General features: G+C 63.1%; 22 protein-coding genes. 17 read left to right on the top strand and 5 right to left on the bottom strand.

All coding sequences use genetic code 11. The features are described 5' to 3' along the window. Positions 1–19: 19 nt before the first annotated feature. From AACG97_RS04970 to AACG97_RS04960, 3 genes are all read right to left on the bottom strand, one after another. Entirely contained in the window at positions 20–961 is a 942-nt protein-coding gene (locus AACG97_RS04970) for an AEC family transporter (RefSeq protein ID WP_029885057.1), read from the bottom strand. A 152-nt stretch (positions 962–1,113) separates the two neighbouring features. Then, positions 1,114–1,674, bottom strand: coding sequence for a response regulator transcription factor (locus AACG97_RS04965; RefSeq protein ID WP_009685159.1), 561 nt, complete (start codon positions 1,672–1,674; stop codon positions 1,114–1,116). Next, on the bottom strand, positions 1,674–2,930 hold the full coding sequence (locus AACG97_RS04960; RefSeq protein WP_009685158.1) for an ATP-binding protein: 1,257 nt from the start codon (positions 2,928–2,930) through the stop codon (positions 1,674–1,676). Before AACG97_RS04960 ends, AACG97_RS04965 begins: the two co-directional genes overlap by 1 nt. Positions 2,931–3,131: 201 nt before the next feature. On the opposite strand from AACG97_RS04960, the gene AACG97_RS04955 reads away from it, so the two are divergent. From AACG97_RS04955 to AACG97_RS04915, 9 genes are all read left to right on the top strand, one after another. Beyond that, positions 3,132–3,848 (top strand): SIMPL domain-containing protein, encoded by a 717-nt coding sequence (locus AACG97_RS04955; RefSeq protein ID WP_009685157.1) that lies wholly within the window; start codon positions 3,132–3,134, stop codon positions 3,846–3,848. 412 nt (positions 3,849–4,260) lie between these two features. Beyond that, positions 4,261–5,886: an ABC transporter substrate-binding protein gene (locus tag AACG97_RS04950; RefSeq protein WP_009685156.1), complete on the top strand. Its 1,626-nt coding sequence runs from the start codon at positions 4,261–4,263 to the stop codon at positions 5,884–5,886. 145 nt (positions 5,887–6,031) lie between these two features. Next, complete coding sequence (locus AACG97_RS04945) at positions 6,032–7,624, top strand: ABC transporter substrate-binding protein (RefSeq protein WP_197885667.1); 1,593 nt, start codon at positions 6,032–6,034, stop codon at positions 7,622–7,624. Between the two features lie 146 nt (positions 7,625–7,770). Beyond that, positions 7,771–9,150 (top strand): OprD family porin, encoded by a 1,380-nt coding sequence (locus AACG97_RS04940; RefSeq protein ID WP_144187594.1) that lies wholly within the window; start codon positions 7,771–7,773, stop codon positions 9,148–9,150. A 78-nt stretch (positions 9,151–9,228) separates the two neighbouring features. Continuing rightward, positions 9,229–10,839 (top strand): ABC transporter substrate-binding protein, encoded by a 1,611-nt coding sequence (locus AACG97_RS04935; protein WP_125854833.1) that lies wholly within the window; start codon positions 9,229–9,231, stop codon positions 10,837–10,839. Positions 10,840–10,929: 90 nt separating this feature from the next. Beyond that, complete coding sequence (locus AACG97_RS04930; RefSeq protein ID WP_009685151.1) at positions 10,930–11,940, top strand: ABC transporter permease subunit; 1,011 nt, start codon at positions 10,930–10,932, stop codon at positions 11,938–11,940. Positions 11,941–11,950: 10 nt separating this feature from the next. Then, positions 11,951–12,877, top strand: coding sequence for an ABC transporter permease subunit (locus tag AACG97_RS04925; RefSeq protein ID WP_197885666.1), 927 nt, complete (start codon positions 11,951–11,953; stop codon positions 12,875–12,877). Positions 12,878–12,887: 10 nt separating this feature from the next. Beyond that, a complete protein-coding gene (locus tag AACG97_RS04920; RefSeq protein ID WP_054890024.1) occupies positions 12,888–13,856 on the top strand; it encodes an ABC transporter ATP-binding protein in 969 nt (322 codons plus the stop codon). Continuing rightward, positions 13,856–14,824 (top strand): peptide ABC transporter ATP-binding protein, encoded by a 969-nt coding sequence (locus AACG97_RS04915; RefSeq protein ID WP_009685148.1) that lies wholly within the window; start codon positions 13,856–13,858, stop codon positions 14,822–14,824. The genes AACG97_RS04920 and AACG97_RS04915 overlap by 1 nt, the downstream gene beginning before the upstream one ends. 317 nt (positions 14,825–15,141) lie before the next feature. Here AACG97_RS04915 and AACG97_RS04910 read toward each other — a convergent pair whose 3' ends face one another. Next, positions 15,142–16,041 (bottom strand): hypothetical protein, encoded by a 900-nt coding sequence (locus tag AACG97_RS04910; protein WP_047150133.1) that lies wholly within the window; start codon positions 16,039–16,041, stop codon positions 15,142–15,144. 211 nt (positions 16,042–16,252) lie between these two features. Here AACG97_RS04910 and AACG97_RS04905 point away from each other — a divergent pair, with 211 nt between their 5' ends. The 4 genes from AACG97_RS04905 to AACG97_RS04890 all read left to right on the top strand — a co-directional run bounded on the left by AACG97_RS04905 (position 16,253) and on the right by AACG97_RS04890 (position 20,029). Next, entirely contained in the window at positions 16,253–17,053 is an 801-nt protein-coding gene (locus AACG97_RS04905; protein WP_054911632.1) for an AraC family transcriptional regulator, read from the top strand. A gap of 64 nt (positions 17,054–17,117) precedes the next feature. Next, positions 17,118–18,524, top strand: a complete 1,407-nt coding sequence (locus tag AACG97_RS04900; protein WP_054890026.1) for an NAD(P)/FAD-dependent oxidoreductase — start codon at positions 17,118–17,120, stop codon at positions 18,522–18,524. 31 nt (positions 18,525–18,555) lie between these two features. Beyond that, positions 18,556–18,897 carry a cupin domain-containing protein gene (locus tag AACG97_RS04895; RefSeq protein WP_009685143.1) on the top strand — a complete coding sequence of 114 codons (342 nt, stop codon included), beginning with the start codon at positions 18,556–18,558 and terminating at the stop codon, positions 18,895–18,897. A gap of 52 nt (positions 18,898–18,949) precedes the next feature. Beyond that, positions 18,950–20,029 (top strand): polyamine ABC transporter substrate-binding protein, encoded by a 1,080-nt coding sequence (locus AACG97_RS04890; protein ID WP_054890027.1) that lies wholly within the window; start codon positions 18,950–18,952, stop codon positions 20,027–20,029. A gap of 132 nt (positions 20,030–20,161) precedes the next feature. On the opposite strand, the gene AACG97_RS04885 is transcribed toward AACG97_RS04890, so the two are convergent. Beyond that, entirely contained in the window at positions 20,162–21,745 is a 1,584-nt protein-coding gene (locus AACG97_RS04885; RefSeq protein WP_003248481.1) for a peptide chain release factor 3, read from the bottom strand. A gap of 893 nt (positions 21,746–22,638) precedes the next feature. Here AACG97_RS04885 and AACG97_RS04880 point away from each other — a divergent pair. From AACG97_RS04880 to AACG97_RS04865, 4 genes are read left to right on the top strand one after another with little or no spacing between them, the layout of a single operon-like run. Further along, positions 22,639–23,352, top strand: a complete 714-nt coding sequence (locus AACG97_RS04880) for an ABC transporter permease (RefSeq protein WP_009685140.1) — start codon at positions 22,639–22,641, stop codon at positions 23,350–23,352. A gap of 13 nt (positions 23,353–23,365) precedes the next feature. Continuing rightward, a complete protein-coding gene (locus AACG97_RS04875; RefSeq protein WP_029885068.1) occupies positions 23,366–24,280 on the top strand; it encodes a glycine betaine ABC transporter substrate-binding protein in 915 nt (304 codons plus the stop codon). Next, positions 24,277–24,930: an ABC transporter permease gene (locus AACG97_RS04870; protein ID WP_054890523.1), complete on the top strand. Its 654-nt coding sequence runs from the start codon at positions 24,277–24,279 to the stop codon at positions 24,928–24,930. Before AACG97_RS04875 ends, AACG97_RS04870 begins: the two co-directional genes overlap by 4 nt. Continuing rightward, positions 24,927–26,084, top strand: coding sequence for an osmoprotectant ABC transporter ATP-binding protein OsmV (locus AACG97_RS04865; protein ID WP_054911402.1), 1,158 nt, complete (start codon positions 24,927–24,929; stop codon positions 26,082–26,084). Before AACG97_RS04870 ends, AACG97_RS04865 begins: the two co-directional genes overlap by 4 nt. The last annotated feature ends 21 nt before the right edge of the window (positions 26,085–26,105 follow it).

Here is a 26,105-nt window from a genome sequence, read left to right as displayed (position 1 = left end):
GTTGTTTGCAGTCAAGGATCTAGATCCATCCGCCCCACTGCAAGATGAAAATACCAATGTTGGTGGTGATTGCTGCCATCAACGTGGTGATCACGATGATCGACGCCGCCAATTGGTGGTTACCGTTGGCGGCGCGCGCCATCACGTAGCTGGCGGCCGCCGTCGGGCTACCGATGTACAGGAACAGAATGCCCAGCTCGGCACCGCGAAAACCACACAGCCAGGCACCCAAGGTGCCGAGCAGCGGTAACCACACCATCTTCACCAGGCTGGCATCGATGGCCAGGCGGCCACTGTCGCGCAGTGCCGCCAGCGACAGGGTGCCGCCGATGCAGATCAGCGCCAGTGGCAGGGTCATCTGCGCCAGGTAGTCGCCTGAAGTGAGCAACCAGTTGGGCAGCGGCACCTGGCCGTAGGCCATCGGGGTGGCCACCAATACGCTGATGATAAGCGGGTTGCTGAAAATGCTCTTGCAGATGCTCCAGGGGTCGGACTTGAGGTCCGGGCTGTACACCGCCAGCACCACCGCGGACAGCGAGTTGTACATGAGGATGACCACGCCGGCGAGTACCGCCCCCAGGGAAATACCATAGTCCCCGTACAGGCTGGCGGCCAAGGCCAGGCCAATGACGCCGTTGTTGCCGCGAAAGGCGCCTTGGGCATAGATACCGCGGTCGGCCATGGGGCTGCGCCAGATAGCCATGCCCCAGGCAAGGGCGAAGCCGATCAGGGTCGCTGCGATGAAGTACAGGATGACCCCGGGCTGGACCGCCGTAGCCAGGTCAGCGTGGTAGATGCCCAGGAACAGCAGGGCCGGCATGCACACGTTGAACACCAGCTGCGAAGCGACCTGGTTGAAGTTATCGTCGATCAGGCGAATGCGTTTGAGCAGCACGCCCATGAACAGCATGGCGAAAACCGGTGCCGTGATATTCAGCGTCTGGATGAGAAGGGCGAGCATGCGCTAGCGATCCTGGAGGGGTTGCCGTCAGGTGGCAATGATACGCCAACAGCCGGGATTTGCGGGGATCGCGGGGTGTTACAGATAAATTTCTGTCCACACCGGCCCTATCGCCAGCTTGCCAGCGATGAGGCCGGTACAGGCAATATGAATCAGCGCCGAACCGGACGCTTCTGCAGTTTGCGCTGCAAGGTCCGCCGGTGCATGCCCAGCGCCCGTGCGGTGGCCGAGATATTGCCATCGTGCTCGGTCAGCACACGCTGGATATGCTCCCACTGCAGGCGGTCGACCGACATCGGGTTTTCCGGCACCAACGCGTCCAGGTCGGTGTGCTCCGACAGCAACGCCGCCAGCACGTCGTCGGCATCAGCCGGTTTGCACAGGTAGTTGCAGGCGCCGCGCTTGACCGCCTCCACTGCTGTGGCAATGCTCGAATAACCGGTCAGGATCACCACGCGCATTTCCGGGTCCAGCTCCAGCAGCTTGGGCAGCAGCACCAGGCCGGAGTCGCCGTCCATCTTCAGGTCCAGCGTGGCGTAATCCGGCAGGTCCTGCTGGGCCAGGATCAAGCCCTCTTCGGCGGAACCGGCAATGCTCACGCGGAACCCGCGACGGCTCATGGCGCGCGCCATGACCCGGGTGAAGGTGGCATCGTCATCCACCAGCAGCAGGTGCGGCAGCTCTTCGCTCTCGACCTGGTTTTCTTCGCTCATCATTCATCTCCTCGCTTGCCATAGGGCAGGCGCAGTTCGGTCAGGGTGCCACCCTGCTCATGACTATAAAGTTTTACCGAACCGCCCGCACGGGTCACGCTGGCCTTGCTCAAGAACAGGCCCAGGCCGAAACCTTTGCCCTTGGTGGTAATGAAGGGTTTGCCGATGGCTTCGGCAATGGCCGGCGGCACGCCAGGGCCATGGTCGCGGATGCTGATCACGATATCCTGAGCGTCCCAGTCAAGGCGCACTTCAAGGTCATCGGGGCAGGCATCGGCCGCATTGTTCAACAGGTTCAGCAGCGCCTGGGTCAGGTCCGGTGGCGGGGTCAGGCGCGGCACCTGGCCGTCACGCAGGCGCTGGAAGCGGTAGCTGCTTTCCGGGCGCATCAGGTGCCAGCGGTTCAGCGCTTCGTCCAGCCAGGCGGTGACATCCTGCTCGACCACCGCCAGGCGGCGGTTGGCTTCAGCGGCGCGTACCAGTTGCTGCAGGGTTTCCTTGCACAGCTTCACCTGGTCCTGAAGGATTTGCAGGTCTTCCTGCAACAGCGGGTCGGTGTGGTCCTGGCGCATTTCATTGATCAGCACACTCATGGTGGCCAGCGGCGTACCCAGCTCATGAGCGGCGCCGGCGGCCTGGGTGGCTACGGCCAGCAACTGCTCGTCGCGCAGGCTTTCTTCACGCCGCTCGGAGCGCAGTTGCTCCTGGCGCCGCAGCTCTTCAGCCATGCGTGCCGCGAAGAAGGTGATCACCGCCGCCGCCAGGGCAATACTCAGCCACATGCCGTACACCTGCATCTTGTCCCGCGCCATGGGCAGGCCTTCGAGCGGGTAGAACTGCACCAGCAGCAAGCTGTAGGCGGTCAGGGCAATACCGGACAGGATCAGCGAATACAGCCACGGCAGGGTCACTGCGGCAATGGCCAACGGTACCAGGTAGTAGGACACGAACGGGTTGGTCGAGCCGCCGGAGTAATACAGCAAGGCACTGTGGATCAACAGGTCACAGGCCAGCTGCAGGGCGTATTCCATTTCGGTGACGGGCACCGACAAGCGCAGGCGCAGGGCGGTGAAGGCACACAGCAGCGACGACAAGGCCAAGGTACCGGCCAGCGATAGCCAGGGTAAGGGCAGCAGTTCGGTCCAGTAGGCGACACCGACCGAGCCGGCCTGGGCAGCCAGAACCAGCACACGAATGACGGTCAGGCGCCAGAGGTTCTGGCGGGTAGCGGACAACGGTTGTACGGCGGCGAGCATGAGCTCTCCTGATGAGTGCTCCAGAAAATCGGCTGGAGTATACCGAAGCCGGGCCCCCTGCTGCAGCGCTGCGGCAAAGCGCCACACTTTGTCACACTGTCATGATGGCACTGTTGAACCCACTACACTGATGCCGGTCTGATTGGCCATGCGTGGCATGGATGACCAGCGACCACGCCTTTTATTGCCAAGGAGTACCACATGCACATTCCACGTCACGGCGCCGCCCTGATCATGTCTTGCGGCCTGCTCGCCAGCCTGCCGGCACTGGCGGCCGATGAACCGCGCTACAACCAGGTATCGCTGCGCGCCGAGGTCAGCAAGGAAGTGGCGCGCGACCTGATGGTCGTGACCTTGTATAGCGAAGCGCAGAACAGCGACCCCGGCAAGCTCGCCAAGCAGATCACAGAAACCATGAACAAGGCCGTGCAGCAGTCGCGCCAGGTCAAGGATGTGAAGATCAGCCAGGGCAGCCGCAACAGCTACCCCGTTTACGACAGCAAAGGCCAGAAGATCACCGGCTGGCGTGAGCGCGCCGAGCTGCGCCTGGAAAGCGCCGATTTCCCGGCCCTCTCGCAACTGACCGCCGACCTGCTGCAAGAGCTGAAAATGGGTGGCATGGACTTCTCCATCGCGCCGGCCACGCGCAAGTCCAGCGAAGACGAGCTGCTCAAGGATGCCGTCGATGCGTTCAAGGCCCGTGCACAACTGGCCACGCAAGCCTTGGGCGGCACAGGCTACAAAGTGGTCAGCCTGAACCTGAACAGCAGCGGCTACCCACGGCCGTACCTGCGCAGCGCCCCCATGGCCATGAAGGCCATGAGCGCAGATGAAGCGGCGCCGGCGCCCGACATCGAAGCCGGTACCAGCGAGGTGAGCATGAATGCTGATGGGTTGATTGAAGTGCAGATGCCTTAAGCAACTAGCGCCGGTCTCCGCGGCCTGGGGTCGCGACGGGCCGGGGGCGCTCCCCTGCTGTAGCAGTGTGCTGCACAGGGGGCCGCTGCGCGCGGCCCATCGCGACGCAAGGCCGCTCCTACAGGGGCCGTGTGGGGGCTGAAAAAAGCGTTTCAGACCTTTCTTACGCACCGTTCAGGTGCATCCTACAAAATTCCCGCCTCGAAACACCTCGAAAAAAGCCATCATTTTGCCCACGCAAACGTTTGACTTCGCCGAAAGTTATAGCGATGCGACATCCATGTACGTTCGTGCCACATTTCCGGCGCCAACTATCCTTGTACCTGTTGCATTGGGAACATCCCCTGCATAAGTATCCGCAGGTCGGCTCACGAGGCCACCTCACTCGAAAAATGACAAAAATGAGGCCACCATGCTCAAACACGCAGTCATACCGTTCCTGCTCGGTGCAGGCTTGCTCACCGGTGCTCCGTCGGCACTTGCCGCGTCCAACCTGGTGTTCTGCTCCGAAGGCAGCCCGGCCGGCTTCGATCCAGGGCAATACACTACCGGCACCGACTTCGACGCCTCGGCCGAAACCGTCTTCAACCGCCTGACGCAGTTCGAACGCGGCGGCACTGCAGTGATACCCGGCCTGGCCACCCGCTGGGACGTGTCCGACGATGGCAAGACCTACACCTTCCACCTGCGCGAGGGGGTGAAGTTCCACACCACCGACTACTTCAAGCCGACCCGCCCGTTCAACGCCGACGACGTGCTGTTCACCTTCAACCGCATGCTCGACAAGGACCACCCCTTCCGCAAGGCCTACCCGACCGAGTTCCCGTACTTCACCGACATGGGCATGGACAAGAACATCGCCAAGCTGGAGAAGCTTGACGAGCACACCGTCAAGTTCACCCTCAACGAGGTCGATGCAGCGTTCATCCAGAACCTGGCCATGAGCTTCGCCTCGATCCAGTCCGCCGAATACGCCGACCAGTTGCTCAAGAACGGCAAGGCCGCCGACATCAACCAGAAGCCGATCGGCACCGGCCCGTTCGTGTTCAGCAAGTACCAGAAGGACGCGCAGATCCGCTTCAAGGGCAACAAGGACTACTGGAAGCCCGAGGACGTGAAGATCGACAACCTGATCTTCGCCATCACCACCGACGCCTCGGTACGCATGCAGAAGCTGAAAAAGAACGAATGCCAGGTCACCCTCTTCCCACGCCCGGCCGATATCGAGCCGCTGAAGGCCGACAAGAACCTGCAGATGCCCCAGCAGGCCGGCTTCAACCTGGGTTACATCGCCTATAACGTGATGGACCAGATCAAGGGCAGCAACCAGCCCAACCCCATGGCCCAGTTGAAAGTGCGCCAGGCGCTGGACATGGCCGTGGACAAAAAGCGCATCATCGAGTCGGTCTACCAGGGCGCCGGCCAGTTGGCGGTCAACGCCATGCCGCCCACGCAGTGGTCGTATGACACCAGCATCAAGGACGCACCGTTCGACCCGGAAAAAGCCAAACAACTGCTCAAGGAAGCCGGCATCAAGGAAGGCACCGAAATCACCCTGTGGGCCATGCCCGTGCAACGCCCGTACAACCCCAATGCCAAGCTGATGGCCGAAATGCTGCAGTCCGACTGGGCCAAGATCGGCATCAAGGCAAAAATTGTCAGCTATGAGTGGGGCGAGTACATCAAGCGCTCCAAAGCCGGCGAACAGGGCGCCATGCTGATTGGCTGGAGCGGCGACAACGGTGACCCGGACAACTGGCTAGGCACCCTCTACGGCTGCGATGCCATTGACGGCAACAACTTCTCCAAGTGGTGCTACAAGCCCTACGACAGCCTGATCAAACAGGCCAAGGCCACCTCCGACCAAGCCAAGCGCACCGAGCTGTACCAGCAGGCACAGCGCATCCTCAAGGAGCAGGTGCCGATCACCCCGATCGCCCACTCCACCGTCTACCAGCCGATGAGCGTCAAGGTGAAGGACTTCAAGATCAGCCCGTTCGCGCTGAACGCCTTCTACGGCGTCAGCGTGGACAAATAGGGTAGCCCCGGCACCCGCCAGGCGGTGGGTGCCCTCCCCTCCAATCACTGATTTCTGTCGGCCTGCAGCTATCCGCTGCGGGGTCGGCACACTGTTGCCGCCATTCGTACCCGTAGGCGGTGCAAACAGAGGAAAAGGACTTGCCATGCGCCACGCCACCCGACTTGCTGCCCTGCTGGCCCTGGGCCTGATCAGCCAGGCCCCCCACCTGTACGCCAACAGCCTGGTGTTCTGCTCCGAAGGCAGCCCTGCCGGTTTCGACACCGCCCAGTACACCACCGCCACCGACAACGACGCCGCCGAACCGATCTACAACCGCCTGGTCGAGTTCGAACGTGGCGGCACCGCCGTGCACCCTGCCCTGGCTACCCGCTGGGAGGTGTCCGACGACGGCTTGAACTACACCTTCCACCTGCGTGAAGGGGTCAGGTTCCACAGCAACAAGGCCTTCACGCCCAGCCGCGACTTCAATGCCGACGACGTGCTGTTCACCTTCAACCGCATGCTCGACAAAGGCCACCCGTTCCGCCAGGCCTACCCCACCGAGTTCCCCTATTTCATCAGCATGGGCCTGGACAAGAACATCGCCTGGGTCGAGAAACGCGACCCTCTGACCGTGGTGTTCACCCTGAACGCGGTGGATGCCGCATTCATTCAGAACCTGGCCATGAGCTTCGCCTCGATCCTCTCTGCCGAGTACGCCGAGCAGCTGCTGGCCAGCGGGCGTGCCAGTGACATCAACCAGCACCCGATCGGCACCGGCCCGTTCGTGTTCCAGCGCTACCAGAAGGACTCGCAGATCCGCTACAAGGGCAACAAGGCCTACTGGGCCCCCGAGCAGGTCAAGCTCGACAACCTGGTGTTTTCGATCAACGTAGACCCCTCGGTGCGCATCCAGAAACTGCGCCGCAACGAATGCCAGGTCACCCTGCACCCGCGCCCCGCCGACCTGCCGGCCCTTCGCGCCGACAGCCAGCTGCAGGTGCTGCAGCAGCCGGGCTTCAACCTCGGCTACATCGCCTACAACACCCGCCATGCACCGTTCGACCGCCTGGAAGTGCGCCAGGCGCTGGACATGGCGGTGAACAAGCAAGCCATCATCCAGGCGGTGTACCAGGACGCCGGCCAGTTGGCAGTCAACGCCATGCCACCGACCCAATGGTCCTACGACAACAGCCTCAAGGATGCCCCTTACAACCCGGAAAAGGCCCGCCAACTGCTGCGCCAGGCCGGCGTAGCGCCAGGTACCGAGGTCACCTTGTGGGCCATGCCGGTGCAGCGCCCGTACAACCCCAACGCCAAGCTGATGGCCGAAATGCTGCAGGCCGACTGGAACAAACTCGGCCTCAAGGTGCGCATCGTCAGCTACGAGTGGGGGGAATACATAAAGCGCATGAAAAACGGCGAGCACGACATCGCCCTGATCGGCTGGACCGGTGACAACGGCGACCCCGACAACTGGCTGGGCACCCTCTACAGCTGCGCCGCCATTGGCAGCAACAACTACTCGCAGTGGTGCGATCCGCAGTACGACAGCCTGGTCATGCAGGCCAAGCGCGTGAGCGACCCGGTGCAACGCAGCGCCCTGTACCAGCAGGCACAGCAGCGCCTCAAGCAGCAGGTGCCGATCACCCCGGTGGCCCATTCCACCGTCAACCAGCCGCTCAGCGTCAAGGTTTCCCAATTCAAGGTCAGCCCGTTTGGGCGCAATGATTTCTCCGGTGTGAGTGTTGACTGATGGCCAACCTGCACCGGCCGCTTCGCCGGTACAGGCAACACAGCGTCCGGATCAAGCCCGGCAACCCCGCGGCAACCCTGGCAACACCGCAGCAAGCACCCGGCCCACAAGGCCGGCCATAACTAGAAAAGAAAGGGAGCTTCAACTTGAAACTATTCACCTTGAGCGCACTGGCCTTATCCATCAGTGCAGTGACCACCGTGGCCCAGGCTGACCCGCAAAGCCAGGCGTTCATTCCCATCACCCTCAAGAGCACCAGCGAGCAAGCCCAGGCCAGCGGTTTTATCGAGGGGCAGAATCTGTCCGGCAGCACCCGTAACTGGTACGCCCGCGAACGCGCAGCGCGCGCCCCCCTGTGGAAGTACTACAAGAACGACGGCACCCGCCACGACACCCACAGCCGTGAGAACTGGGTGCAGGGCACCATCCTCAACTACAGCTCCGGCTTTACCGAAGGTACCGTCGGCATCGCCGTCGAGGCTGCCGGCTACAATGCGATTGCGCTGCAGCAGAGCCGCCAGGCCGTAGCCGGCCCCAACAACCGCACCCTCACCCACAGCGACGGCGACCCCATCGGCCAGTGGAGCAAGCTGGGCCTGGGCAACATCAAGGCACGCGTGTCCAACACCACCCTCACCCTGGGCCGGCAATCGGTGGACACACCCATGATCGCCTACATCGGCAACCGTGCCCTGCCGTCGAGCTTCCAGGGCGTGTTTCTGCACAGTGCCGAGTTCGACAACCTCAACTTCGACCTGGGCACCTTCGACCGCGTCTCGCCGCGTACCGAGCAAAGCCTCAGCAAGTTCCGCAGCGAGTACAGCGCCACTGGCGTGGAAACCGACCGTGCCAGCACTGCCGGCATCAACTACCAGCCGTTCAAGAGCCTGAGCACCAGCCTGTACGCCACCAAAGTCGATGACTTCTGGAACCAGTACTACTTCGGCGCCAACCACGTGCTTGGCGACAGTGCGGTGCTCAGCCTGACCACTGGCCTGAACTACTACAAGACAGTCGACGCCGGCAGCCAGAAAATGGGTAAGATCGACAACGACACCTACAGCCTGTCGTTCGGCCTGACCCACCAGGCGCACACCCTCAGCGCTTCGTGGCAGCAGGTCAACGGCAACGAATACTTCGACTACCTGCACGAAACCAACGGCATTTTCCTGGCCAACTCGTTGCTGTCGGACTTCAACGGCCCGAACGAGAAATCCCTGCAGATTTCCTACGTGCTGAACATGGCGCCCTACGGCGTGCCAGGCTTGAAGTTCAACCTGTACAACGCCCGTGGCTGGGGCATCGATGGCACCCACTACCGTGGCACCGCCTATGACGTGGGGGGCCTGGATGGCGAAACCCACTACGAGTGGGGTATCGGCACCAGCTACGCGGTGCAGAGCGGGCCGCTGAAGGACACCAGTATCCGCGCCACCTACACCACGCACCGCGCCAGCAAGGCGCAGGCCGATGGCAGCCTGGACGAGTTCCGCGTGGTCACCACCATCCCATTCAACATTCTCTGACCGTTTGCGCCACGGCCCGCTGCACGGCGGGCCTTGGCGGCTACGCTGGAATCAATGCACGCAGGGAGTCTTCAACCCATGCACAGAGTTTTCATTAAGTCGCGACCGCTACGCCTGGCCCTGGCTGCGCTGGTGCTCGGCAGTGCCACGCAACTGGCGGCCAAGCCGCTGGTGGTCTGCACCGAAGCCAGCCCGGAGGGCTTCGACGTGGTCCAGTACACCACCGGCGTCACCTTCGATGCGTCCTCTGAAACACTGTTCAACCGCCTGGTGGACTTCAAACCCGGAACCACCGACATCGAGCCGGCCCTGGCCGAGCGCTGGGACATTTCAGCAGATGGCCTGACCTACACCTTTCACCTGCGCAAGGGCGTGAAGTTCCACAGCACCGACTACTTCACACCCACCCGCGAATTCAACGCCGACGATGTGCTGTGGAGCCTGCTGCGCCAGCTGGACCCGGCGCACCCGTGGCACGACAAGACCAGCGTCGGCTACCCGTACTTCGAGAGCATGGCCTTCAGTCAGTTGCTCAAGGCGGTGGACAAGACCGACGACCATACCGTGGTGATCACCCTCACCCGCCCCGAAGCACCGTTCCTGCATGACATGGCCATGGGCTTCACCTCTATCTATTCGGCAGAATACGGCGACCAGTTGCTCAAGGCCGGCAAGGCCGCCGAGCTGAACAGCAAACCCATCGGCACCGGGCCGTTCATCTTCCAGCGCTACAACAAGGACGCGCAGGTCCGCTTCAAACCCAACCCCGACTACTTCCGCGGCAAACCGCCGGCTGACGCCCTGATCTTCGCCATTGCCACCGACAGCAATGTGCGCCTGCAGAAATTGCGCGCCAACGAGTGCCAGGTGGCGCTGTACCCCAAGCCGGACGACGTGCCCTCGATCAAGGCCGACCGCACCCTCAAGGTGGCCGAAACCGAAGCGCTGGTGACCGGCTATGTTGCCATGAACACCCAGCACAAGTACCTCAGCGACGTGCGTGTGCGTAAAGCCATCAACATGGCATTCGACCGCCAGACCCACGTCGACCAGCTGTTCGGCAAAGGTAATGCGTTGGTCGGGGTGAACCCCTACCCGCCCAGCATGATGGGCTTCAACCCGGCCAACCAGAACCCGCCGCGTGACCTTGCCAAGGCGCGCGCCCTGCTCAAGGAGGCGGGTGTGCCGGAGGGCACCGTCATCACCCTGTTCACCCGCAACGGCGGTGGCATGACCAACCCCAACCCGCGCCTGTCGGCCGAGATGCTGCAGGCCGACCTCGGCCAGATCGGCCTGAAGCTGGATATCCGTGTGATGGAGTGGGCCGAGATGCTGCGCCGCGCCAAGCGCGGTGAAGCCGACCTGGTGTCCACCGGCTGGGCGGGCGACAACGGCGACCCGGACAACTTCCTCACCCCCCTGCTCAGTTGCGAGGCGGCCAAGACCGGCGAGAACTATGCGCGCTGGTGCAACCCTAAGTTCCAGGAGCTGATCAGCCGAGCCCGCGAGGTGGTCGACAATGACGAACGGGCAAGGCTCTATAGCGAGGCATTGAAGGTGTACGATGACGACCAACCGTGGATCAGCATGGCCCACCCGAAGATGTTCACCGCCATGCGTGACAATGTAGAGGGCTACGTGATAAGCCCTCTGGCCAAAAACAACTTCGCCACCACCCGGGTGAAGTAGAACAACGACGACCGCCGGCGCCCAGCAGGGAACCGGCGGCACTGCCGTAGCGTGCTGCTGGCCGTACGGTCTGATGAGGTAACCCCGACAATGTTGAGTTTTATTGCCCGGCGCCTTGGCCTGCTGATACCGACCTTTTTCGGCATCACGTTGCTGACTTTCGCGCTCATACGCCTGATCCCCGGCGACCCGGTGGAAGTAATGATGGGCGAGCGCAGGGTCGACCCCGAAATGCATGCCCAGGCCATGGAGCGCCTGGGCTTGAACAAACCCCTGCCGGTCCAGTACCTGGACTATGTCGGCAAGCTGGCCCAGGGCGACCTGGGTGAATCGCTGCGCACCCGCGAAAGCGTGTGGCGCGAGTTCCTGACCTTGTTCCCGGCCACCCTGGAACTGGCCTTCGCCGCACTGTTGTTCGCTGGCGTGGTCGGCCTGCTGGCCGGGGTGATCGCGGCGCTCAAACGCGGCTCGCTGTTCGACCACGGGGTAATGGGCATATCCCTGGCGGGCTATTCGATGCCGATCTTCTGGTGGGGCCTGATCCTGATCATGTTCTTCTCGGTGAGCCTGGGCTGGACCCCGGTGTCCGGGCGCATCGACCTGCTCTACGACATCGAGCCGAAAACCGGCTTCATGCTGATCGATACCCTGCTCAGCGATGAGGAAGGCTCATTCAAGGACGCGGTGATGCACCTGATTCTGCCTGCCATCGTGCTCGGCACCATCCCGCTGGCGGTAATCGCGCGCATGACCCGCTCATCGATGCTTGAAGTGCTGCGCGAGGACTACATCCGTACAGCCCGTGCCAAAGGCCTGTCGCCGGCCCGGGTAGTGTTCGTGCATGGCTTGCGCAACGCATTGATCCCGGTGCTCACCGTGTTCGGCCTGCAGGTCGGCACGCTGTTGGCCGGTGCGGTGCTGACCGAAACCATCTTCTCCTGGCCGGGCATCGGCAAATGGCTGATCGAAGCCATCGGCGCCCGTGACTACCCCGTGGTCCAGAACGGCATCCTGCTGATCGCCTGCCTGGTAATCCTGGTCAACTTCGTCGTGGACATTCTCTACGGCCTGGCCAACCCACGCATCCGTCATCAGCGCTGAGGCCCTTGCCATGACTAGCCCGATTCCGAAATCCGTGTCGCCGGCCAGCCCGGTGGACCAAAGCCTGCTCTACCCTTCGCCGTACAAAGAATTCTGGCAAGCCTTCGCGCGCAACAAAGGCGCGGTGATGGGCCTGGCGTTCATGTGCCTGGTGGTGTTCTGCGCGCTGTTCGCGCCATGGGTCGCCCCCCATGACCCCAGCGAGCAGTACCGCGACTTCCTGTTGACCCCACCGGTGTGGCTGGAGGGCGGCACCTGGCAGTTCATCCTTGGCACCGACGAACTCGGCCGCGACCTGCTTTCACGCCTGATCCAGGGCGCGCGGCTGTCGCTGCTGATCGGCCTGTCCTCGGTGGTGATGTCGCTGATCCCGGGCATCCTGCTAGGCCTGCTGGCCGGGTTCTTCCCGCGACTGCTGGGCCCGTCGATCATGCGCCTGATGGACGTGATGCTGGCCCTGCCGTCGCTGCTGCTGGCGGTGGCGATCGTCGCCATTCTCGGCCCAGGCCTGATCAACACGGTGATTGCGATCGCCATCGTGTCGCTGCCCTCTTACGTGCGCCTGACCCGCGCCGCCGTGATGGGCGAGCTGAACCGCGACTACGTCACGGCCGCACGCCTGGCCGGCGCCGGCTTGCCACGCCTGATGTTCGTCACGGTGCTGCCCAACTGCATGGCACCGTTGATCGTGCAGGCCACCTTGAGTTTTTCCTCGGCGATCCTCGACGCCGCCGCCCTGGGCTTCCTTGGCCTGGGCGTGCAGCCGCCCACCCCCGAGTGGGGCACCATGCTGGCTTCGGCGCGTGACTACATCGAGCGTGCCTGGTGGGTGGTGAGCCTGCCCGGCCTGACCATTCTGCTCAGTGTGTTGGCAATCAACCTGATGGGCGACGGCCTGCGCGATGCGCTGGACCCGAAACTCAAGAACGCCGCCTGAGGAGAACGCCATGTCACTGTTACAGATCAACAACCTGAACGTGCGCTTCGGCGACGCCACTGCCGTACCGGTGGTCGATGGCCTGGACCTGGCGGTGGACGCTGGCGAGATCCTGGCGATCGTCGGCGAGTCCGGCTCGGGTAAATCGGTCACCATGATGGCCCTGATGGGCCTGATCGATGCGCCTGGGCGCATTACCGCCGACGCCCTGACGTTCGACGGCACCGACATGCTCAAGCTCAGCGGCCGGCAACGGCGCAAGGTGGTGGGCAAGGACATCGCCATGGTCTTCCAGGACCCGATGACCGCACTGAACCCCAGCTACACGGTAGGCTTCCAGATCGAGGAGGTGCTGCGCCAACACTTGGGCCTGAGGGGCAAGGCCGCGCGCCAACGCGCCCTTGAGCTATTGAAAAAGGTCGAGATCCCGGCGGCGGAAAGCCGCCTGGATGCCTACCCGCACCAGTTGTCCGGCGGCATGAGCCAGCGTGTGGCAATTGCCATGGCGATTGCCGGCGAACCCAAGCTGCTGATCGCCGATGAGCCCACCACCGCGCTGGACGTGACGATCCAGGCGCAGATCATGGAACTGCTGGTGAACCTGCAGAAAGAGCGCAACATGGCGCTGATCCTCATCACCCACGACCTTGCCGTAGTCGCCGAAACGGCCAGGCGGGTGTGCGTGATGTATGCCGGCCAGGCGGTGGAAGTTGGCCAGGTTCCGGAGCTGTTCGACCTGCCGGCCCACCCTTACAGCGAAGCCCTGCTGGCGGCCATCCCCGAACACAGCCTTGGCGCCGAACGCCTGGCTACCCTGCCCGGCATCGTGCCTGGCCGCTACGACCGGCCCGTGGGCTGCCTGCTGTCGCCGCGCTGCCCTTATGTACAGGACAACTGCCGGCGCCAGCGCCCGCCCCTCGACCCTCAGGCGCACAGCCTGGTGCGTTGCTTCTACCCGCTGAACCAGGAGGTGGCGTAATGGCCGTGGTTCTGACTGCCCGGGAATTGACCCGGCATTACGAAGTATCCCGCGGGCTGTTCAAAGGCCACGCACTGGTCCGCGCGCTCAACGGCGTGTCGTTCGAGCTGGAGGCCGGCAAGACCCTGGCGGTGGTGGGTGAGTCTGGCTGCGGCAAGTCGACCCTGGCCCGCGCCCTGACATTGATCGAAGAGCCGTCTTCCGGCTCCCTGCAAATTGCCGGCACCGAAGTCACTGGCGCCAGCAAGGCCCAGCGCAAGCAACTGCGCCGCGACGTGCAGATGGTATTCCAGAGCCCCTACGCTTCGCTCAACCCGCGGCAGAAGATTGGCGACCAGTTGGCCGAACCTTTGCTGATCAACACCTCGCTGAGCAAGGCCGAACGGCGAGACAAGGTGCAGAAGATGATGGAGCAGGTCGGCCTGCGCCCCGAGCATTATCAGCGCTACCCGCACATGTTCTCTGGCGGCCAGCGCCAGCGCATCGCCTTGGCCCGGGCGATGATGCTGCAGCCCAAGGTACTGGTTGCAGACGAACCGACTTCCGCGCTGGACGTGTCGATCCAGGCACAGGTACTGAACCTGTTCATGGACTTGCAGAAGGAGTTCAACACCGCCTACGTGTTCATCTCGCACAACCTGGCGGTGGTGCGGCACGTGGCCGACCAAGTGCTGGTGATGTACCTGGGAAGGCCCGCAGAAATGGGGCCCAAGGAGGACATCTACGAGAAGCCGCTGCACCCGTACACCCAGGCACTGCTGTCAGCGACGCCGGCGATTCATCCCGACCCGCTGAAGCCGAAAATCAGAATTGCCGGGGAGTTGCCCAACCCGCTGAACCCGCCGGACGGCTGCGCGTTCCACAAGCGCTGCCCACATGCCACTGAGCGCTGCGCCAAGGACGTGCCGGCGTTCAGGCAAGTCGGTACCCGGCAAGTGGCCTGTCATTACGCGGAGCAGTTTCTTTAATCAGTTGCCAGAGCGGTCTGCGCTGGCGTGAGGTTCACGCGACCTCTGCAGAAGCGGCCTTGCGCCGCGATGGGCCGCCCCGCGGCCCCCAGCCGCTCAATGCATGAATATCCAGATGAGTATAATCACCGGTATCGGTACGCCGATCATCCACAGCAATATCGAGCGCATGTTCAACCTCCGTCAATGGTGGCAATAGCAAAGGGCGGCCTGGGCCGCCCTTACTGTCAGTGCATGAACAGTGCAATCAGGATGATCACGGGAATCGGTACTCCAAGCATCCACAGCAATATCGAGCGCATGGTAATTCTCCTTGCTTAACGTTGAACGGTGCGGGTAGTGACGTAGTCGCCTTCCAGCCACTGCACGCGGTCGCGCAGGCGACCGCCATACAGGGCCGCGACGCTGGCGATGAAGGCGCCGCACAGCAGCGCGACGAAGGTCCAGAGGGCAGTCCAGGCAGCTACCTTGGCGGCAGTATCGGCCGCTTGCTTGGCATCGGTTTTCAGCTGCTGCACCTGAGCCATTACCTGGTCCACACGGGCTTCGGCTTCGGCCTGGGTCAGGCGGGTACGCTGCGCCACCAACTGGGCCAGGTAGGTACGGTCCTCAGGAGGCAATGCGCCGTCCCCGGCAATGCCCTTGGCCAGAATGCGCGCGGCAACCCCATTGGCGGCGTCCTCGCTGACTGGCGCCGGGCCGTCACCGCGGAACAGGCTGTCGACGAAGTACCCCATCGAGTCATTGTTGCTACCGGTAGCCGCCGATGCACCTGCGGCAGCAGACACCGTGGCCGCTTGCGATGCAGCGCTGGCCCCGGCACCTACCAGGTTGCCCGCCGCACCCAGCACCAGCATGGCGGCGACCAGGGTGGCCACTGCCCACGACAGGAAGCCATGCGCGGTATCGCGGAAGTACACCTCGTCACCGTGCAGGTTCGCCCACTTCACCCGCAGCCGGCCGGCAATATAGCCGCCCATGCCCGATGCGATGATCTGCGTGAGCAGCAGCCAGACAATGGTAGAAACGCCCAGGGCTTTGGCACTCGCCCCTTCGTCAGCCCAAGGCGAGGTTGCGGCGAAGCCCAATCCCGCGCCCAGTACCACAAGGATGAGGGAAACGGATGCGGCAGCAGCCGCGCCAGCGAAGATGGCCGCCCAGGAAACACCTGAACGGCTTTGCGTATCGACAGCGGGGTAGTCGGCAGAGGTGATCATGATGTGTGCGCCTTATGTTGTTAGCGAGAATTCCATTCGCGCAGTAACCTTTGCAGTAGCTGTGCCAGCTGTGACAAAAAATGACGCCCATATAAATCAGTGGCTTAGCTCGCTGGTTGCCTGCTGAACCGTGCAAAATGCGCGAAAGCGCCCTATCCATCAGGTGTTCTGCATTCTTGTGATGGCCTGGCCGGCAAGGCATGATCCAGCCATGACGCTCCCCGATGACCCCGCCCAGACCCCACTCACCGCCGAGACCGTGCTGCGCTACCACCTGTGCTGGAAGCACCGTGACCTCGACGGCGTGATGGCGCTTTATCACCCCGATGTCCAGTATCACGACTTCTTCCAGAACCGCGTGCTGGGCTATCGCGAACTGCGCGACTACGTGCGCGCCTGCCTACCCCACGAAGCCGGCGAAGACATCGTCCACAGTGACCGTATCCGCGTCGATGGCTGCACCGCGTTTATCCAGTACCAGGTTACGGTGCAGGGCGGCGATGGCCTGGTGGCGTTTCAGTCCAGCGAGGCAATTACCGTGAGGGACGGCCTGATCTGGCGGGTCAACGAATACGCCACCCTGGTGCGCCAGCACGGCAACGCCGCGGGCACCGGCGGCGCGCGGCCAGCCACCAGCCGCCTGGGCCTGTCACCGCGGCAGCTGTCGACCATGGCCCAGGACCTGGAACACTATTTTCAGCGCCAGCGCCCCTACCTGGACCCTGAACTGGATCTGCAGCAAGTTGCCGATGCCAGTGGCTACAGCCGCAACCAGATTTCCTACCTGCTGAACCAGGTGCTTGGGCAAAGCTTCTACCGCTACGTCAACCAGGCGCGCCTGCAGCACCTGATGGCCAGCCTTGATGACAACAGCGCCGGAACACCCATCGATGACCTGGCGTTCAACGCTGGCTTCAATTCGCTATCGGCGTTCTACAAGTGCTTCCGTGAACACACCGGGCTCACACCCAAGGCCTACCTGAAGCAAATTTCCCTGCGTGCACGCACGTAAGACAGCCGCCCACTCGCCCGACTAGGATCGGCCACAGACCTTGACGGACGTGGAGCCGAACCCGATGCAACCCCTGCGCACGCTCAGCCTGTGGATGGACCAGCTCGACGAGCCGCTGTGCGCCCGCCCGGCCCTGCGCGACGACCTGGACGCGGATGTGTGCATCATCGGCGCGGGCTACACCGGGCTATGGACCGCCTACTACCTCAAGCGCCAGGCACCCCAGCTGAACATTGCACTGATCGATGCCAACATTGCCGGTTTCGGCGCCTCTGGGCGCAACGGTGGCTGGCTGATGGGCAACCTGCTCGGCGAAGACCGCCTGCTCGCCAGCCTGTCACCGCAGCAGCGCCGCGCCAGCATCGACCTGCTGCACGGGATTCCGGACGAGGTGCACAGCGTGCTGCAGCGCGAAGGCATCGACTGCCACTACCGCAAAGGGGGCGTGCTGTATTGCGCCGCGCGCTACCCGGAACAGGAACGCAGCCTGCGCGCCTACCTCGACGACCTGTACCGCCAGGGCATGACCGAAGACGACTACCGTTGGTTGCGCCCCGAACAGCTGGACGCGCAGCTACGGGTCAGCAACGCCTATGGCGCGATCTACAGCCCGCACACGGCGACCATTCAGCCGGCCATGCTCGCCCGTGGCCTGGCCCGGGCGCTGGAAGCGCTGGGTGTACCGATCTACGAAAATACCCCAGCCATCGACTGGCAACCGGGTGAGGTGCGTACACCGCTGGCGCGCATTCGCTGCCAATGGGTGGTGCCCGCCGTGGAAGGCTACGCCGCCAGCCTGCCACCGCTAGGCAAACATCAACTGCCGGTGCAGAGCCTGCTGGTGGCCACCGAACCACTCCCCGAGGCGACCTGGGAACAGATCGGCCTGAGCCAGGGCCAGGCCTTCAGCGAAAGCAGCCGCCAGGTCACCTATGGCCAGCGCACGGCCGACAACCGGCTGGTATTCGGCGCCCGGGGCGGGTACCGCTTCGGCGGCCGCCTGCGTGAAAACTTCAACCTCGACGAACATGAAATCGAGCTGCGCCGCTACCTGTTCAGCGAACTCTTCCCACAGCTAAAGCATGCGCGTATCACCCATTCGTGGGGTGGCAACCTTGGCATGGCGCGGCGCTTCCGCCCACACATGCTCTGCGACCGCCAGCGCGGCATCGCCCTGGCCGGCGGTTACGGCGGCGAAGGCGTTGGCGCCACCAACCTGGGCGGGCGGACCCTGGCGGCCCTGATCCTCAACCAGCACAACGCGCTGACGGCGCAACCGTGGGTGCTCGACAACCGCCCGGTTTCAAGCCTGGCCAGCTGGCCCCCCGAGCCCTGCCGCTGGCTGGGCTACAACGCAATCATCCAGAGCTTCGTCCACGAGGACCGGACCCTCGCCAACCCCGCCAGCGCGCCCTGGCGGCGGCGCCTGGCCAGCTCGCTCGCGGACTTCATGGAAGGCTTCATGCACTGATTCCCTTTCCCCAACACAGGATCCACCGGTCATGCGCATCACCCAGTTCAAGAATACCGACAGCGTCGCACTGGCTAGCGCCAGCCCGGTAGCGGTGCCGCTCGGCGAACCCGTGGCAGTGGCTTCGGTCACCAGCGTGGAACGCGACGACGGCGTCGAAACCGGTATCTGGGAGTGCACCCCCGGGCGTTGGCGGCGGCAGATCGTGCAACAGGAGTTCTGCCATTTCATCAAGGGCCGCTGCACCTTCACCCCCGACGGTGGCGAGCCCCTGCTTATAGAAGCCGGAGACGCATTGATGCTACCGGCCAATAGCACCGGCACCTGGGACATCCAGGAGACCGTACGCAAGACCTACGTACTGATTTTCTGATCCGCTGATCGCCTGCCTTCGATAACGACAGACAAAGCAAGGTAACTCCGACATGCGCACACGCCTTCTTGCACCCTTGATGCTGGCCGCCAGTGTGGCCAGTGCCGCCGAAACGGTGAAAATCTACAACTGGTCCAGCTACGTGGCACCCGACACGCTGAAAAATTTCCAGCAAGCCACTGGCATCGTGCCCACCTACGACGTGTATGACAGCAACGAAACTCTCGACGGCAAGCTGATGACCGGCAACTCTGGCTACGACGTGGTGTTCCCCTCCAACCACTTCATGGCCCGGCAGATCCAGGGCAAGGCATTGAAACGCCTGGACAAGTCGCAGCTGCCCAACTGGCAGAACCTCAACCCGGTGCTGCTCAAGGCGCTGGAGGTGAATGACCCGGGCAACCAGTACGGTTTCCCCTACCTGTGGGGCAGCACCGGAATCGGCTACAACATCGACAAGGTCAAGGCGGTACTGGGCGACAACGCGCCGCTGGACTCGTGGGACCTGATCTTCAAGCCCGAGTACATGAGCAAGCTGAAAAGCTGCGGTGTAGCGGTGCTGGACAACGGCCCCGAACTGCTGCCGATTGCCCTGCACTACCTGGGCCTGCCGCACCACAGCCAGAACCCGGCAGACTACGACAAGGCCAAGGCGCTGTTGATGCAGGTACGGCCCTACATCAGCTACTTCCACTCCTCGAAATACACTGGCGACCTGGCCAACGGCGATGTCTGCGTGGTGGTGGGCTTCTCGGGGGATGTGCTGCAGGCGAAGAACCGCGCCGAAGAGGCGCACAACGGCGTCAAGGTGGGCTATTCGATACCCAAGGAAGGCGCGCCCTTGTGGTTCGACATGGTGGCCATGCCGGCCGATGCGCCGGATGAAAAGGCTGGCTATGCCTACATGAACTACCTGCTGCAGCCGGAGGTGATGGCCAACATCAGCAACCATGTGCAGTATGCCAACGGCAACCTCAAGGCGGACGGCCTGGTGGACCCTGCGCTGAAAGGCAATGCGATGATTTACCCGAGCGAGGCCGTGATGGGCAAGCTGTATGCGCTGGAGGCGATGCCGGCCAAGATCGACCGTATCAGGACGCGGATCTGGACCAGTATCAAGGCCGGGAATTGAAATGGGGCCGCTTTGCGGCCCTTCGCGGGCACGCCCGCTCCCACAGGGATATCACCAGAGCTGAGGGCAGTGATAGCCTTGTGGGAGCGGGCGTGCCCGCGAAGGGCTGCAAGGCAGCCCCAAATCCAATAGTCAGTGGTGCTCGCGGGTAGCGCGGAACTTGATGTCCGGCCAGCGTTCTTCCATCAGCGCCAGGTTGACCCGGGTCGGCGCCAGGTAAGTGAGGTGGCCGCCACCATCGATGGCCAGGTTTTCCATGGCCTTGGTCTGGAATTCCTCAAGCTTCTTCTTGTCGTCGCAGCTGATCCAGCGGGCCGACCACACGGTGATCGGCTCGTAGGCGCACTCGACCTTGTACTCTTCCTTCAGGCGGCTGGCGACCACGTCGAACTGCAGCACACCGACCGCACCCAGGATGATGTCGTTGCTGCGCTCAGGGAAGAACACCTGCGTGGCACCCTCTTCCGCCAGCTGCTGCAAGCCCTGGCGCAGCTGCTTGGACTTCAGCGGGTCCTTCAGGCGCACACGGCGGAACAGCTCCGGGGCGAAGTGCGGGATACCGGTAAAGCCCAGGGCCTCGCCTTCGGTGAAGGTATCACCGATCTGGATGGTGCCGTGGTTGTGCAGGCCGATGATGTCGCCGGCAAAGGCCTCTTCCAGTTGCTCACGCTCGGAGGAGAAGAAGGTCAGCGCATCGCCGATACGCAGGTCCTTGTTCAGGCGCACGTGGCGCATCTTCATGCCCTTTTCGTACTTGCCCGAGCAGATGCGCATGAACGCGATACGGTCGCGGTGTTTCGGGTCCATGTTCGCCTGGATCTTGAACACGAAACCGGTGAACTTCTCTTCGACCGGCTCTACGGTACGTTCGTGGGCCACACGCCCCAGCGGCCGCGGCGCCCAGTCGACCACCGCGTCGAGCACGTGGTCGACACCGAAGTTACCGAGTGCCGTACCGAAGAACACCGGGGTCAGCTGGCCATTGATGAACTCTTCCTGATTGAACTCGTGGCAAGCACCCTGCACCAGCTCCAGTTGCTCGACGAACGAATCGTATTGGTCACCCAGGTGGGCGCGGGCCTCGTCGGAGTCCAGCTTCTGGATGATCTTGGCCTCGGTGCGCTCATGGCCGTGGCCAGGGGTGTACACCACGATGTAGTCACCGGTGAGGTGGTACACGCCCTTGAAGTCACGGTAGCAACCGATCGGCCAGGTGATCGGCGCGGCCTTGATCTTCAGCACCGCCTCGATCTCGTCGAGCAGTTCGATCGGGTCGCGAATGTCACGGTCGAGTTTGTTGATGAAGCTGACGATGGGCGTGTCGCGCAGGCGGCAGACGTCCATCAGGGCGATGGTCCGCGGCTCTACACCTTTACCGCCGTCCAGCACCATCAGCGCCGAGTCCACTGCGGTCAGGGTGCGGTAGGTGTCTTCGGAAAAGTCTTCGTGGCCGGGGGTGTCGAGCAGGTTGATCATGTGCTCGCGGTACGGGAACTGCATCACCGAGGTGGTGATGGAGATGCCGCGCTGCTTCTCCATTTCCATCCAGTCGGAGGTGGCATGGCGGTCGGACTTGCGCGACTTCACGGTACCGGCGACGGCAATGGCCTTGCCCATCAGCAGGAGCTTTTCGGTGATGGTGGTCTTACCGGCGTCGGGGTGGGAAATGATTGCGAAAGTGCGGCGCTTCGCGACTTCGGCGGCCTGGTTGGTCATGGGAAATCGCCTGACTGGGGGATTTGAAAGGGGCGATATCATACCTGAAGTTGGGCGGGGACCAAAATCTGCTGATGCAGGGGTTGCAGGTCTGGCCCTATCGCTGGCAAGCCAGCTCCCACAGGTATTACACAGTACTCCAGCCCTGTGTAATACCTGTGGGAGATTCTATGGTTCCTGGCAAGGGTAGCCGCTGCATCTTCAGCGCCTATGAGATCGAGCGCCGCCCGCGCGGCGCAATCGCGAGCTGCGCTCGCTCCTACGTTTGTTTCGGGCCAGTAACGCCTGTGACAGGCGCGCGCGGCCGCCTTGTTTGTACGGCGCGATATTGAGGCATGCACCAAGGCGTTCGCGCGCGAATCCCACAGGAATAATTGGCCCGAAACAAACGTAGGAGCGAGCGCAGCTCGCGATTGCGCCGCGCGGGCGGCGCTCGCTCTAACAGGCGCTGCCATACCTTGTGGCAAACACCTGTCAGCCCTAAGGCGATCCCTGTGGGAGCTGGCTTGCCAGCGATAGGGCCAGCACTGCCACAGCAGATTCACCACACAATCGCTTTATCACGGCAAATGGCCACAGGGCGGTTATTTCAACGCCTGCAGCGCGCTAAGCCGCTGTTTTCTCTCGCCAGATTTGCATTCCCCCAGTGATTAACGCTGGCCAAATGCCGCCTCAAATGGGAACCTTTAGGGCCTTGGAGACGTCCACTCCCCTGCAACCCGCTTCGGTTGAGGGCTGGTTTCATCAGCATTTTCGGGCCCGACGGGGTTCGGCTCATGGCCAGATCGCAGCCTGCGGTTTGCATCTGGCTGCTACTCGCGAACACACCACCCGCCGCCACCCCTGGCCGGCAACCAAGAAGTGTGCTCGCCGACAACACAAGGAGTCCGCCTGTGGCTAAACGCTACGGTAAAGGGCTGTTGGGATGGGCCGCCGTGCTCGTCATCCTGGCCCTGCTGGTCCACTGGATCGGCATCGACACGATCGCGCGGTATCGCGACGATCTTGGGTTCTACCTGCAAGCGCACCTGGTATTGGTGCTGGCTTCGATGGCGGCGGCACTGGCCGTGGGCATCCCCGCCGGCATTGCGCTCAGTCGGCCGCACCGGGTCGACAAAGCCGAGCGCTTCATGCAGTTCTTCAACGTTGGCAATACCATTCCTCCGCTGGCCGTTCTGGCCATCGCCCTGAGTATCCTGGGCATCGGCGCCGGGCCGGCGATCTTCGCACTGTTCCTCGCCTCCCTCCTGCCCATCGTGCGCAACACCTACGAAGGCCTGAAAAACGTCCCCGCCTCGCTCAAGGAAGCCGCCACGGGCATTGGCATGACCCCACGCCAGCAACTGTGGCAGGTCGAGCTGCCCAACGCCGTGCCAATCATTGTCGGCGGTGTTCGCGTGGCCCTGGCCTTGAACGTGGGCACCGCACCGCTGGCATTCCTGATTGGCGCCAATAGCCTGGGCAGCCTGATCTTCCCCGGCATCGCCCTGAACAACCAGCCCCAGCTGCTGCTGGGGGCCGCCTGTACCGCACTGCTGGCCCTGCTACTGGACGCGGCGGTGAGTTTCTCCAGCAAGCGCTGGCTGGAACGTGGCCTGGCCCACTAAGGATAGGGAACGCATGAAGAAAACAATCGCCTTGCTGCTGGGCGCGGCCCTGCTGTTCGCAGGAGTTGCCCAGGCAGCGGAAAAGCCCCAGATCCGCATCGGCGCGCGGGTGTTCACTGAACAGACCGTACTGGCCGAAATCACCGCGCAGTACCTGCGTGCCAATGGTTTCGACGTGCGCGTCACCACCGGCCTGGGTAGCAACATCGCGCGCCAGGCCCAGGAAACCGGCCAGCTCGACCTGATGTGGGAATACACCGGCGTATCGCTGGTGTCGTACAACCACATCGAAGAACGCATGCCCAGCGCCGAAGCCACCTACGCCAAGGTCAAGGCGCTGGACGCGAAAAAGGGCCTGGTCTGGCTGACCCCGTCGAAGTTCAGCAACACCTACGCCTTGGGCCTGCCCAAGCAAGTGGCCGAGGCCTATCCGCAGGTCAACAGCATCAGCGACCTCAACCAGGTACTGCGTGACGAAAGCGAGCGCAAGCACCTGGTGGCGCTGGACACCGAGTTCGCCAACCGCCCCGATGGCCTGGTCGGCCTGAAAGCGATGTACGACCTGCAACTGGGCCGCGCCAACATCCGCCAGATGGACGCGGGCCTGGTCTACACCGCCATGCGCAACAACCAGGTGTTCGCCGGCCTGGTGTACACCACCGATGGCCGCCTGAGCGCCTTCAACCTGAAGCTGCTGGAAGACGACAAGCACTACTTCCCTGACTACACGGCCGCGCCGGTGGTGCGCAAGGCCGTGCTCGACGCCAACCCGCAGCTGGCGGGGCTGCTCAAACCGCTGGCCGAGCAACTGGACGATGAAACCATGCGCCAGCTCAACGCCAAGGTCGATGTCGAGCACCAGAACCCGACCGCCGTGGCCGCCGCCTTCCTGCGCGATCACCCACTGACCAGCGAGGGCCAGCCATGAACCTGATCGATACCTTCAACCACCTCGACTGGACCCAGGTACTGAACCTGACCGGCCAACACATCATGCTGGTCGGTGTGGCCGTGGGCCTGGCGATTCTGGTGGGCGTGCCGCTGGGCATCCTCATGACCCGCTTCCCGGCCTTGGCCGGCCCGCTGCAGGCCAGCGCCACGGTACTGCTGACCATCCCGTCGATCGCCCTGTTCGGCCTGTTGCTGCCGCTTTACTCCAAATTCGGCCAAGGCCTCGGGCCGCTACCGGCGATTACCGCCGTGTTCCTGTATTCGCTGTTGCCGATCATGCGCAACACCTACCTGGCCCTGACCAATGTCGAACCCGGCATCCGCGAAGCCGCGCGCGGCATCGGCATGACCTTCGGCCAGCGCCTGCGCATGGTCGAGCTGCCCATCGCCGTGCCGGTGATCCTCGCCGGCGTGCGTACCGCCGTAGTGATGAACATCGGCGTCATGACCATTGCCGCCACCATCGGCGCCGGCGGCCTTGGCGTGCTGATCCTGACCTCCATCAGCCGCAGCGACATGTCGATGCTGCTGGTCGGCGCGGTACTGGTCAGCCTGCTGGCCATCCTCGCCGACCTGCTGCTGCAAACCCTGCAACGTGCCCTGACTCCAGAAGGACTGCGCTCATGATCGAACTGAAGAACCTCAGCAAAACCTTCAACGTCAACGGCAAGGACGTCAAAGCCGTCGACGCGGTAAGCCTCACCGTCAACGAAGGGGAAATCTGCGTGTTCCTCGGCCCATCGGGCTGCGGCAAAAGCACCACGCTGAAAATGATCAACCGTCTGATCACGCCAACCTCGGGCCAGGTGTTCATCAATGGCGAGGACACCACCGGGCTGGACGAAGTGACCCTGCGCCGCCACATCGGTTACGTGATCCAGCAGATCGGCCTGTTCCCCAACATGACCATCGAAGAGAACATCACCGTGGTGCCGCGCCTGCTCGGCTGGGACAAGCAGAAATGCCACGAGCGTGCCCGCGAACTGATGCACATGATCAAGCTCGAGCCCAAACAGTACCTGCAACGCTACCCGCGCGAGCTTTCCGGTGGCCAGCAGCAGCGTATCGGCGTGATCCGCGCGCTGGCGGCCGATGCGCCGGTGCTGTTGATGGACGAACCGTTCGGCGCGGTCGACCCGATCAACCGTGAAATGATCCAGAACGAATTCTTCGAAATGCAACGGGCGCTGAACAAGACCGTGATCATGGTCAGCCACGACATCGACGAAGCGATCAAGCTTGGCGACAAGATTGCCATCTTCCGGGCCGGCAAGTTGCTGCAGCTGGACCACCCGGACACCCTGCTGGCGCACCCGGCAGACGAGTTCGTGAGTAACTTCGTAGGCCAGGACAGCACCCTCAAGCGCCTGCTGCTGGTGCGCGCCGAAGATGCGGCAGACAACGCCCCGGCGGTCAGCCCGGAAACGCCGGTAAGCGATGCGCTGGAACTGCTCGACGAACACGACCGCCGCTACGTGGTGGTCACCGACGCGCAGAATAAGGCCCTGGGCTATGTACGCCGGCGGGACATGCACCGCCAGCAGGGCACCTGTGGTGACTTCCTGCGCCCGTTCAACGCCACCGCCTCGCACGACGAGCACCTGCGCATCCTGCTGTCGCGCATGTACGAGTTCAACCGGGCGTGGCTGCCGGTGCTGGATGCCGAGCAGGTGTTCCTCGGCGAGGTGACACAGGAGTCGATTGCGGCGTACCTGAGTTCCGGCCGCTCGCGCGGCGCCAAGACCAGCATCGTCTCCCCGGCCGAGGCGGTGGCATCCTGAGGAGCGCTGCCCAGTGATGCG

It is taken from the genome of Pseudomonas sp. Nvir (assembly GCF_963778085.1).
GTDB classification, from domain to species: Bacteria; Pseudomonadota; Gammaproteobacteria; order Pseudomonadales; family Pseudomonadaceae; genus Aquipseudomonas; species Aquipseudomonas juntendi.
Note: the sequence above shows the minus strand (reverse complement) of the source record. Positions and strands in the feature narration are given on the sequence as shown.